Below are 11,101 nucleotides of genomic sequence, written 5' to 3' on the forward strand. Positions count from 1 at the left end.
AGCAGGCATTTAAAAAATTGTCCCCGTGCAGAAAACACATCTCTTTTATCTTATATTTTATTGTAACCGTCTACTTAATAGACCAATTGGTGGCAGCGTTGTAATTACTAAAGGGGGCAGCATCCTCACCAAAAATCACATCTTTGACCCAGTGCAGGCGATTCTCAATTCCCCAATGCTGACGAATTCCATGGGCAAATGTAGTAGCTTTTGAAACTAAGGAGCTAATGTAATGATTAGTCTGGAGATATTTCTTTCCTGAGCGGATGCCGATGCGTTCTACTTGAATCAAGCTTTGTACTCCTACCCAATCGAGGTCAATGTTCTTCAGTTCATTAAAGACCTTGACGATTCGGCAGGTAGTTCGACCTCGGATTTTCTCAATATCAACAAACCGATTGCACGGCTTTTGATGTTCGGCAATCGTCTTAAGTTGGGTCAGTAGTCGAGGTTGGTTACCTTTGACGGTGACAACGTAGTCGTTGCCGCCCTCAATGATCAGCTTAGTAGTTTTTTTGGCAGTGCAAGGCATCGAGAGTGAACACCACTCCTTCTAAATCCAACGCTTCCAGCATTGTTTGCACCACTTTCAACTCACTATCCTGTTTCGACTCAAACTGTTGGCTCTTCAGCACTATTCCTTGTTGTCTACTATAGAGTGATACCAAAGAAATGAAATTTTGGTAAGCCGTGCCTGGTGCGGTGACTGTTCCTTTAATGCTCTTACCATCCACCGCTACCCATTCCCCAGGTTCGAGAGTGAATGTGCTGTTGACCCATTGCTCAAACTGCTGTGCCAACGTTTGAAAATCGCATTTTCTGTAAAATGCGGCGAAAGGTAGTGTCTGAGGGTAAGCGAGTTACTTTTAGTCCTAGTTGCTCGCTGACTGCCTCGTAGTGGCGTGTCCTGAAGTCCTCCAGTGCGTAGTAACTTCGGCATCCACTGATGGTTCCCATCACAACTAATAGTAAAATTAGCCACAGTGGATAACGTCTACCTTGAGCAGCCCGGAAATCTCTAATTTCTTGAAGTGAAGTGATTAAGTTTGTCCCCATTTCCTTTCTTCAACTCGTTCTTCTCAGTCATTCTAATATTTCTTTAAGCAACGAATTATCCCTGGGGTAGGATTGCCATAGACATGCCGATGGTACATCAAACCCAAAAAAGATGGTATAGTGTTCAGTTTGTACAAACCTTGACCGAGAATGGGCGATCGCACCACTTGTTCGAGAAGTCTATACCATCCTCGATGTTCACCCATCCCCGCAACCAACGGACCGCACCAAGTAGGAGCCGCTAAAACTACCCGCGACCAAATAAGAGGCTGTTTTCGAGCTAGATGCATTACATAGCCAGCAGCATGACCCGCAGCGATCACAGAAACCGGGGCATTAAAAACAGTTTTGACAAAATCTTGCAGAAATTGCTGATATAGTGCGGGCTTATAGTCTAGTTTTAGACGGGATGACTGACCAAATCCTGGCCAGTCAACGGCGACAACTTGAAATTTTTGCGCTAGTAACTCCGCCAACTCCCGCATTTCGGCGCGTGTAGAAACGGTACTAAAGGCTGGTAGGAGTAATACTGGCGCTCCTGCGCCCAAGGTTTCGTAAACAATTTTTAACTTTTGTTCTTCCCAAATCCAGTGATATTCCGTAATTGTGCCACCAGTTCCAGCAGCAGTAGAAGCAGAAATGATCGAGGTTGACATAAGACTATATTCCTATTTTCAACTTTTCAACTTAAATTAGACAGTTGGTTAGTTGCTCTTGGAGTTGGGCAGCATTTAAGTTGCGCCCAATGAATACCAATTGAATGCTGCGTTTTTGTTGCCATTGATCTGTTTGTAACTCAATTCGTTTACCACTGAGTTGAAAGATATGGCGTAAGCTACTTTCTTTGAACCAGATAATGCCCTTAGCCCGAAAAATATTTTCATTTAGGTCTTCCAAAAATTTTTGGAACTTTACTACACTAAAAGGGCGATCGCTTTGGAAAGAAACCGACATAAAACCATCATTAGCCAGGTGATTGGAATGATGATGATGGTGATGATGCTCATCATGATGGTGATGGTGGCTTGAATCCTTAGCAAATGCAAATAATTCTGGCTGTGAGAACCCGACATCTAGGATGAGCGGTAGTGGTACTTTGCCGTACTGAGAGCGCAGTATTCTTGCTCCTGCTTTAACATCACGAATAACATCCTCCAATTCGTTAACTTTTGTTTCTGAAACTAAATCAGTTTTATTCAGCAGAATAATGTCGCCGTAAGAAATCTGATTAAGGGCTGCATCACTCTCAAAGTGATCTTCAGTAAATGTTTCAACATCCACCAAAGTTAAGATTGCATCAAGTCTGGTTAAATCCCGCAACTCTTTACCTAGAAAGGTCAAAGCAATCGGTAATGGATCGGCGATGCCTGTGGTTTCTACAATTAAATAGTCAATGCGGTCATTACGTTCTAATACACTATATACTGCATCCAACAAACCATCGTTAATTGTGCAACAGATACAGCCATTGGTCAGTTCCATCATATTTTCATCAACGGACACCAATAGCTGACTATCAATATTGATATCACCAAACTCATTTACTAAGACAGCAACTTTTAAATTTTGGCAGTTTTGCAGAATATAGTTGAGCAACGTAGTTTTGCCACTACCCAAAAAGCCTGTAATGATTGTGACGGGCATTCCTGTTTTGGGAATATCTAAGAGCGTGTTTGGTTTCGGTGCTGTAAGGTTAGTCATGGCTCCTTATGGTGTTAATTGAGCGCCTGAACAGACATAGTTAACTTGTGTGCCAGGGCCTTTTGCTTCATCATTTGAAAAATATTATAAAATCCATTGCTACGGGAAGGTGTGAGGCTGATGTTCAAACCAGTATCTTGAATAAAGTCTGGGGGGACTTGAATAATTTCCTCTGGTGTTAAACCGCTCAGTCCTTCAATGAGTAACGCTACCAACCCTTTAGTCAATTGAGAATCAGAATCGCCTTGAAACTTAACTTTACCGTCCTCCAAAGTGGCAGTGACATAAACTTGGGAAACGCAGCCAGGAACTTTGTTTTCTGGTACTTTGTCATCGTCGGCTGGAAACTCCTGGAGGCGTTTGGCAAACCAAATCAGTAGCTCGTAGCGACGCTTTTGATCGGGTTGACGCTTAAAGCGTTGGATAACCTGCGATAAAGATGCTGGTAAAGGATCTGCGGTAGATGGCATAGTTAACAAGTTTATTTAAAACGTAATTGTGCTTAGAAAGTTGCGAAGTCTTCATGAATCTGCAAGGATTCGCACTTAATTTTATCTGTCTTCATTGCAGTGGCTATCTCGCTTGTATGAATTTCCAACTGAGCATCTGGCAATGCTTTAAACAAAAGATGCTGTTGGGGAAAAACAACGCGCTCAAAATACCAATTAGTAATGTTTGTAATTCGCACAATCTGGATAAAATTGGTGGCATTAATGTAGTCACAGATTATGCGGTGGTTGTATTGAGAAGGTAATAAATCGAATGTTTGAGTCATGGTCATACCATAATTGCTCCGATTAACTTTCAGGCGGCGGTGGAATCTGAGTCAGAATCCTTTTTCTCAAAATTTCTGGATCAAGTCATTAGTATTTAACTAAGTTTCACTCACTATCTGTCTCAGGAAAACGGCTCGGTGTAAGTGACGGGGTTAATGCAGTAATAATGCGGGAGATGTCAATTTTGCCGATGTCATAGTAACGCAGTGACAGTCTTCTCCTTAAGTTATAATAATGATTATCATTACTGTACAACTAAATCTACTCGTTAGAAGATTCTAGAGATAATTCCATGAAAGTTCCACTCAAAAGTCAAGAACAGATATTGATGCTACTCAAGCAGCTAAATCATGCTGTTTCTGCCCAAGAGATTTATATTGAGTTACGAAGTCAGAAGCAAAGCTTAGGGTTAGCAACGATTTACCGCATCTTGAAAACTCTGAAACTTCAGGGGATGATTAGAGCGCGCAGCTTAAGCAGTGGCGAGGATCTGTACAGCCTAGTCGAGCAAGACAAGCACTACTTAAATTGTTTACAATGCGGTCAGTCTGAGCCACTCAATGAATGTCCAGTTCATAAACTAGAGGCACAGCTACATTCCTCTGGGCAGTTTGAAATTTATTATCATACCCTGGAATTTTTTGGTTTGTGTTATTCATGCCAGCATCAGTCGGGGGTTAAAGTGTGAAATCAAGTCTTATTTAGTAGTCTAAGACGATGGAGCAGGTTGTGATTGAAATCCCTTGCTGCCGTAACGAACAGTTCTAAAGTCAACTTGATTTGTAAAAGGATTGTAGAGAGTGTAGGTTGCCACAAGTGGCGATCGCCCAACGTTACCCACGCCAATAATTTGCAAGGGTGTAGTAGTTGCTGTTTGCGGTAGGGCTTGACTATCGAGGGTTGTTACTTGCTCGGTGACTTCCCCGGCAATAATTTGATAAAGAAAAGTTTGACCAGATCGCCCACAAAATAAATTATTTGCCTGCATTCGTTGAGTGCGATCGCACATTACCAAGGGTGGTGTTTCCGGTGTCAATTCCTCATCAACTGCCACCGTACTACCATGAATTAGCAGAGAGTCGAATTCAAAAAAACCAAAATCCAAGTTTCTGATCCACTCCACTGTAGTTCTAGAAACAGAATCCCAGAGTAATTTAACTGCATTCGCTCCATATTTCCTAATCAAATCGACAGGTTCGCTGGTTGCACCCAAGCTATGTAAAATCAAACATTGTTCTTCCCACCAACCTTTGCAAATCATGGGTTTGATTTCGTTGCGGTGTGGGGAGCGCAGTCTTTGCACCAATTTTTCGCTGTCTGGAGTTAGTCCCACCACATCACCGAGGATGTATATTTCTTCTACCAAACTTCCTTGGCGTTTAATATCTGCAAGCACAGCTTCATAGGCTGTCAGATTACCTTGAATTCCGCTCAAAATTGCCCACTGAGTCATGACTTCTACACCGTAATTTCTGTAAATGAAATTGATTCGCTCAGGCTGCAAACGCCAGCCAGCCACTAAAAACAAATGCTGTATAGAATCGAATCACGTTCTTGAACCCAGACTGCTGAAGTAACTCAAGGGTTCGCGATTCTGGAATGCAATGAAGATGCTGCAACGTACCGTTTACCAATTCTGTCAAAAGTTGTGGTTCCATGCCAGCCATCTTTGCCCGCGTTTGCCAGCCTTCGACGAGTAATTTGAACGAGTCAGATTGCTTGTCGCCTTGTAGATCGACCAACAGAAACGGGCTGCCGGGTTTGAGGCGGGAGGCGATCGCCTGCAAGTAATTTTGCTTGGAGCTATCGTCTGGTAGAAAGTGCATCACCAAAAGGCTGGTTGCTGCATCGAACGGCTGGAGCGGAAGATCATCAATCACACCTTTGTGCAGAGTCACTCGTTCACTAATGCCTAGCCTTTCAACTTTAGACTGAGCAACTGCCAACATCTTCTCGGACGGATCAACCCCTGTAAACCGCCAATGAGAATGCACATTGCCTAAAGTCTGAAGCTCATTACCACCTCCCGCACCCACGATTAAAATGTGGGCATCGTCGGTTAAGTGATGCTGAAACAAAGCAGCGACCATACTAAACAATGCATCGTAACCTGGAATACTTTGACGAGCCGCCGTATCGTACTCGGTGGCGGGTAAAGCAGAGTGAGCATCGAAGTCAAACAGTTGATTAGTCATCTTAGCGGGTACAAATGTGAGTGGGATCTTCAGCGCGTTCGGCGTATTCTAATCCTTTGGCTAAACGCCACGCGAATATTGGCGGTAATCCTTTTTCAATAATGGCGGCACAAGTTTTTTGATAGTCGTAAGGTACTTCTCGCAGGGTGACTTGTTCGGTATCAGTGTCGTAGATGACGTAAGTAGCATTTGGTCTGCCGTGGCGTGGTTCTCCTACACTCCCAACGTTGATAATTCGTTTGACAGGCGTAGTGAAAGTTTTTTCAGATGCGCTGCAATCAGCACTGCTCACTTTAATTTGAATCTTGGCACTGTCTAGGGTGCGGACGTAAGGAACATGAGTATGTCCGCAAAATAACACATCTGCATTGCTGCTGATTACTCGTTCTAATGCGGTGAATGCGTTAATTTCTGGCAGCAAATACTCGTGATTGCTGTCTGGACTACCATGAACAAAACACAAGTTATCTTGGCGTAAGACAAGAGGAAGTTGAGCAAGATAGGCTCGTGTTTCTGAATTAACTTGCTCGTTTGTCCATTTATGAGCAATTTCGCTGCGCCTTTCGGCTAATAGCGAGGGATGATGACATTCACAGGCGTTAACTCCCTCAACTATATCTTCATCCCAGCATCCTTGACAGGTGGGAATGTCTAAGGAGCGAATTTTGTCTACAACGGCATTTGGATCGGGACCATAACCAACTAAATCACCGAGACAAAAGATACTTTCAGTTTTTTGTTGGTCGATATCTAGTAATACAGCTTCTAGTGCTTCAGAGTTGCCATGAATGCAAGAAATTACAGCTATTTTCATAAGTTTGCTTCTGCTAATTCTTGTTTAATTTGTTGTTGATAGTGTCGGATTGCCGCTTCAGATAAGCAGCAATCTTTTAAAGTCTGGGCGATCGCACTTTCATCCAAGTTTTCACCCACAACTTCAACGCCGCTAAAGCGCTGGGGTTGTCCTTCTAAATGCCGAGACACATTTAATTGTTCAAAATCGCTTTGTGCTAATCCATCTACAAAATCTGCGTAAAGAAGTCGCCCATCGACAACATCAAAAATTCCCTTGGCTCTTTTTACAGCACCATAAGCACCTTGCGTCAGTTCGTACCAAAAAACCTCTAGACTATCAGTATCAATAACTTGACCAGTCAAAGGAAGTCGCCACATCACAGGTGCAGCGAATTCTACAAAACTTGGTACTCCCACCACCAACTGATCTGCCCATTGATGCCACTCCGAATTTTTAGAAACTGGTGGTACGATCGCCACACAATGATAGGAAAGAGGATCTAACAGTTCTCCTATTGCTGCTAAATTTACGTGAAAACCTAATTCAATATAGGCAGATATTTCATCTTTGAGTGCCAACAGTTGAAACTGGTGACTATCAACAAGAATTTCAACTTCGGGTACTTCAATTGCTAGGCGTGTTTGGTCAATGGGTACAGAGTCAGTTGCGGGGCTAAAATACAGCCCCTGCTTGTGGGACTGCGCCATTTGCTGTCGAATCCAGGTAGTTTTTCCCACTCCCGGAGGACCAGCTACAACAGTGATAACTGAGCGAGTCATAGTATGATAATGATAATCATTTTTAAGATAGCATAATTCAGTATGTCAGTCACATCCGTATCCATACCCAACCAAACTGACATTGCGATCGTTGGCGCAGGCCCTCATGCCCTGACTTTGGTAACACATCTGCTAAAGAAGCGCTCCTCAGCTAGTCGTTTCCTTGTATTTGAAGAAAGCGGTACTTGGCTGCATCAATGGCAACACCAATTTGCGGCTTTGGAAATTCCTCATTTGCGCTCTCCAGTAGTTCACCACCCTGATCCAAACCCCTACGCCTTGAGAAAATTTGCCGAGTTGCGCTCCGATGAGCTATTCCCGCCTTATGATTTACCTGGAACTAAGCTATTTCAAGATTTTTGCAACGATGTGATTCGCCGTTTCCAATTGCAGGAGCGAGTTGTCAAAGCAAAGGTAGTTCGGATTGAGCCACTATTTGACAAATTCCGTCGCCGTTTTCGCCTTTGGTTACTATCGGGGCAATCAGTAATTGCCCGACGAGTTGTTTTTGCTAGTGGTAGTGGTTCGCCTCAACTCCCTGATTGGGTGAGTCGAATCGAGAGTGACTATCCTCAAGAGCGCCTTCTGCACTCTCAGCAAGTTGATTTACGAGGTTTGCATCTAGCTGGGGAACGGGTGTTGATCGTTGGCGGTGGTCAAACTTGCGGGCATTTGGTGGTAGGTGCGACCAATTGTGGAGCGGAGGTACAGTTGATAGTTAGACGGCAACTGCAAGAAAAACTATTTGATGCCGAACCTGGTTGGCTAGGTCCAAAATATCTTAAGGGCTTCAGGGCGCAAAATGATTGGGAGAAACGGTGGGAGTTAATTCAACAAGCCCGCGATGGAGGTTCTATGACACCAGCAATGATGACTCAATTGCGCCGGTTGATGCGGAATAACCAACTGAACATTTATCAACAGTGTCAAATAGTTAAGGCAATGTGGCAAGCCAACAGTTGGCGAGTTTATTGCCATGATGGAACTGAGTATGAGTGCGATCGCATTTGGCTAGCCACTGGCACAAGGCTGAATATTATGGAACAACCTTTACTCGCAGAAATTTTAGATGCCTATCCCCTATCGGTAGTAAATGGTTTACCAGTATTAGATGAGTATTTGCGCTGGCGGGGTTGCGAGTTGTTCGTCATGGGTGGTTTAGCTGGATTACAGGTGGGGCCAGTAGCACGAAACTTATCAGGAGCAAGGATGGCAGGCGAACGAATTGTTCCAGCTTTAACTAAATTCAGTATTACTCTTTCCCAAGTTAAAACTGCCTGAGATTAATCTGGTTGTTAGTTGGCACTTTTAACTCGTTAGAGAATTACGGCGGCTATGATCTGAGGATTTATGAAACGCAATTGGCAACCAGCATAGTTACCACAATCCTATAATTGCTCGTATTTTCTGTACGCTGTTTCTACGATTTTGGCGTTAAACATAATTTTAATATCTTCCCAGTAGCCTTTTCCAAGTAGCTGCTTGAAAAAGGCTACTGGCTCACGATTACTTCGACTCCAGCCTCTTTATCTCTGTACCAAGATAATAAATCTCCAAAATCTGCCGATAATCATACCCCTGAGCGGCATAAGTATAAGCCCCTGTCTGACTGATCCCAGTCCCCTTGTGCGCTCAATTGACGGTCGTCTGCGTCGCCTCGTACAAAGATTCAACTACCCCACGCTGAGAACTAAGGATTTCCCCGGCTGTCTCGCTGACTGTACGCCAACCGATTTTCTCAATACCAATTTGGACAATTGCTGTAAGCAAACTCAACAAACTATTTCCTTTATTTTTTGCCTAATATCATCAATTTTGGCAAGAATTATTTGGTAATACTTCTCTGCTTCTAAATAATCTAACGATGTGCGATCGCCCTCTATAACTAATGCTTTATATAAGTATCGCCAATAGTCAGCCAGTAACTCAGCCAAGTTTTGGATAGATTTTTTAATTGAGGGAACGTAGAAGTCAGCTATCAACTGAACTTCAGTAACTTTATCCCACAGAGGTTTACACTTATTATAAAAATCATCAGGGGACATTTCTGCACTGCAATCTATTGTTGCAAAAATTAGAGAAAAATCCAGCGCCATCGTCTGCAATAATCTATTACAGTTAATTAGCTTCTGTTTAACCCCTTGTTGATACCTTTCATTATTTTCTGCTTCCAGTTGCATTTTTAATTGTTCGAGTTCTCTTGCTTGCTCTTTCTCAAGCGTTTTTAAGATAAAGAATCCAGTTGATGTAGCAGAGATTAACAAGGTCAAACCTATAAAAAACACTGTAATCATAAATCCCTCACTAAATATTTTTGCTACCGCTTCGACTCTAGCCTTGCGTTCGCCACCCCAGGATAATACACCCCCAAAATCTGCCGATAATCATACCCCTGATTTGCATAAGCATAAGCCCCTGTATGGCTCATCCCCGCTCCTTTGTGCGCTCGATTGACGACTTCTTGGGTTGCCCCGTAGAGATTCAACCACACCACCCTGGTAACTAAGGATTTCCCCGGCGGTTTCCCCAACTGCCTGGTGGGTGGTATTGTACTCGGTGGTAATTCCTTTGTATGCCTGGTGTCTTTCCCCAGAAGTTACGTCAAACCACCCGTTAGCAGGACGGAAGGTATGCACCAAAGCATAAGACCTTGCCGCTACAGCCTGAGCTTTCAGTGCCTCCATCGGTGCGGCGGCAGACATCTCGCTACCCACGACTGATAGGAGGTACTGCTCTAAATCTACGTAATTAACCGTGAGTAGCTTATTTCCCTGGGCAATCAACAGTAATTTGCCTCTGTACCAGCTATTGCCGACAAATACGGCTCCACCCTCTGTTGGCTCAAGGAGCAGGCTCGAAGGTATTTGCCGATCTTGGAACAGGATAGTCGAATTACTAACGCTTACCTGAACTGCCTCAGATGGTGGCAATCGCTCCAGAACTTGCCCATTGCCATCAAGGATATTTGCAATAGTTGAAGATGCGATTGCAATACTGCTGACATTTTGGGCGAGCGCAACCCTAATGAAGATAGCTGGAGCAGTATATGAGCGCGTATTGGCTTTTTTGTTCGAGCTTTGGACTTTGGCTTTTGGTGGATGCTGTGGATGTTTCTGTACGATTACTTTTTGAGCCTGCTTTTTCGGTGAAGTTAGCGGCTGAGGAACATTGACTTTCAGCAGCGCGACTGGTGTAATTTGCGGTAGTGGCTTGAGTGGCGGTAGAGGTCGCTGGGAAGTGTTAACTATTGCTGTAGAAGATGGTTGCCCAGAGGATAGTTGTAAACACGCCAGGTAGATAACTGCCGCCGGGAAAAACCAAAAGAGATTTCGCATTCTTGGGTTAGATTCCACTCTTTACTAAATCAACTAATTTATCTCCGATTAAACAAGGATATTTAACCGTTCTAATTTGCTCGACTAAACTTTGACTCTTTAAGATATTTTCAGCGTAATTTTTAGCATGAGTCCCTAGAAGGATCGCCAAAAATTTCTCAAAAGGGTTTGATTGCGCATCCTCCTGTATTTCTAGAAAGTGATCGGTCGTGGCTTGCAAAGCATTGTAATTCTGCGTTATTAAAACAATATTATTATTTTGACCCGACTGCGAATTTAAGTAATGGCTTAGAAAGTTATTTGAATTTAAGTGTCTGAAGCTAGGAGCTTCATCAACTATGATACTGTTGGCGAAACATTACTTAACGTCTGAAATGCCGATTAACTGGTTAGGTCAGCCTGCTCTGGCAGTAGCATAATATAGTCTAAAGCAAATTATTCAAGGAGAGGATAATAGGATGTT

14 protein-coding genes and 1 pseudogene are annotated in these 11,101 nt (G+C 43.4%); 2 read left to right on the forward strand and 13 right to left on the reverse strand.

Annotated features, from left to right (window positions below; genetic code table 11):
- Positions 1-70 precede the first annotated feature (70 nt).
- The 6 genes and pseudogenes from C7B70_RS28940 to C7B70_RS23740 form a co-directional block, all read right to left on the reverse strand.
- A pseudogene (locus C7B70_RS28940) lies at positions 71-800 on the reverse strand (ISAs1 family transposase).
- The gene (locus C7B70_RS23720; RefSeq protein ID WP_106371391.1) at positions 784-1,056 is read right to left on the reverse strand and encodes a transposase family protein; all 273 of its coding nucleotides are present in this window, start codon (positions 1,054-1,056) and stop codon (positions 784-786) included. The pseudogene C7B70_RS28940 and the gene C7B70_RS23720 overlap by 17 nt, the downstream one beginning before the upstream one ends.
- A gap of 32 nt (positions 1,057-1,088) precedes the next feature.
- Positions 1,089-1,712 (reverse strand): alpha/beta fold hydrolase, encoded by a 624-nt coding sequence (locus C7B70_RS23725; protein ID WP_106371392.1) that lies wholly within the window; start codon positions 1,710-1,712, stop codon positions 1,089-1,091.
- A gap of 31 nt (positions 1,713-1,743) precedes the next feature.
- Positions 1,744-2,757 carry a GTP-binding protein gene (locus tag C7B70_RS23730; protein WP_106371393.1) on the reverse strand — a complete coding sequence of 338 codons (1,014 nt, stop codon included), beginning with the start codon at positions 2,755-2,757 and terminating at the stop codon, positions 1,744-1,746.
- Between the two features lie 14 nt (positions 2,758-2,771).
- Positions 2,772-3,227, reverse strand: a complete 456-nt coding sequence (locus tag C7B70_RS23735) for a SufE family protein (RefSeq protein ID WP_106371394.1) — start codon at positions 3,225-3,227, stop codon at positions 2,772-2,774.
- A 32-nt stretch (positions 3,228-3,259) separates the two neighbouring features.
- Entirely contained in the window at positions 3,260-3,532 is a 273-nt protein-coding gene (locus C7B70_RS23740) for a DUF1830 domain-containing protein (protein ID WP_106371395.1), read from the reverse strand.
- Between the two features lie 293 nt (positions 3,533-3,825).
- Here C7B70_RS23740 and C7B70_RS23745 point away from each other — a divergent pair, with 293 nt between their 5' ends.
- Positions 3,826-4,221: a Fur family transcriptional regulator gene (locus C7B70_RS23745; protein ID WP_106371396.1), complete on the forward strand. Its 396-nt coding sequence runs from the start codon at positions 3,826-3,828 to the stop codon at positions 4,219-4,221.
- Between the two features lie 21 nt (positions 4,222-4,242).
- Here the strand turns inward: C7B70_RS23745 and C7B70_RS23750 are convergent, their stop codons facing one another.
- The 4 genes from C7B70_RS23750 to C7B70_RS23765 are packed head-to-tail and all read right to left on the reverse strand — an operon-like array spanning position 4,243 to position 7,303.
- Complete coding sequence (locus C7B70_RS23750) at positions 4,243-4,986, reverse strand: metallophosphoesterase (RefSeq protein WP_106371397.1); 744 nt, start codon at positions 4,984-4,986, stop codon at positions 4,243-4,245.
- Positions 4,987-5,026: 40 nt separating this feature from the next.
- Entirely contained in the window at positions 5,027-5,728 is a 702-nt protein-coding gene (locus C7B70_RS23755; RefSeq protein ID WP_106371398.1) for a class I SAM-dependent methyltransferase, read from the reverse strand.
- 1 nt (position 5,729) lies between these two features.
- Positions 5,730-6,542 carry a metallophosphoesterase gene (locus C7B70_RS23760; protein ID WP_106371399.1) on the reverse strand — a complete coding sequence of 271 codons (813 nt, stop codon included), beginning with the start codon at positions 6,540-6,542 and terminating at the stop codon, positions 5,730-5,732.
- Positions 6,539-7,303 (reverse strand): GTP-binding protein, encoded by a 765-nt coding sequence (locus C7B70_RS23765; protein ID WP_106371400.1) that lies wholly within the window; start codon positions 7,301-7,303, stop codon positions 6,539-6,541. The genes C7B70_RS23760 and C7B70_RS23765 overlap by 4 nt, the downstream gene beginning before the upstream one ends.
- 42 nt (positions 7,304-7,345) lie before the next feature.
- Here C7B70_RS23765 and C7B70_RS23770 point away from each other — a divergent pair, with 42 nt between their 5' ends.
- Positions 7,346-8,584: an FAD/NAD(P)-binding protein gene (locus C7B70_RS23770; protein ID WP_106371401.1), complete on the forward strand. Its 1,239-nt coding sequence runs from the start codon at positions 7,346-7,348 to the stop codon at positions 8,582-8,584.
- 351 nt (positions 8,585-8,935) lie between these two features.
- Here C7B70_RS23770 and C7B70_RS26640 read toward each other — a convergent pair whose 3' ends face one another.
- From C7B70_RS26640 to C7B70_RS23780, 3 genes are all read right to left on the reverse strand, one after another.
- Positions 8,936-9,079: a hypothetical protein gene (locus tag C7B70_RS26640; RefSeq protein ID WP_158260577.1), complete on the reverse strand. Its 144-nt coding sequence runs from the start codon at positions 9,077-9,079 to the stop codon at positions 8,936-8,938.
- A complete protein-coding gene (locus C7B70_RS23775) occupies positions 9,076-9,597 on the reverse strand; it encodes a hypothetical protein (protein ID WP_106371402.1) in 522 nt (173 codons plus the stop codon). The genes C7B70_RS26640 and C7B70_RS23775 overlap by 4 nt, the downstream gene beginning before the upstream one ends.
- A gap of 90 nt (positions 9,598-9,687) precedes the next feature.
- Positions 9,688-10,638 carry a SpoIID/LytB domain-containing protein gene (locus C7B70_RS23780; protein ID WP_199192501.1) on the reverse strand — a complete coding sequence of 317 codons (951 nt, stop codon included), beginning with the start codon at positions 10,636-10,638 and terminating at the stop codon, positions 9,688-9,690.
- Positions 10,639-11,101: the final 463 nt, after the last annotated feature.

This window comes from Chlorogloea sp. CCALA 695 (assembly GCF_003003885.1).
Classification (GTDB): domain Bacteria; phylum Cyanobacteriota; class Cyanobacteriia; order Cyanobacteriales; family Chroococcidiopsidaceae; genus Aliterella.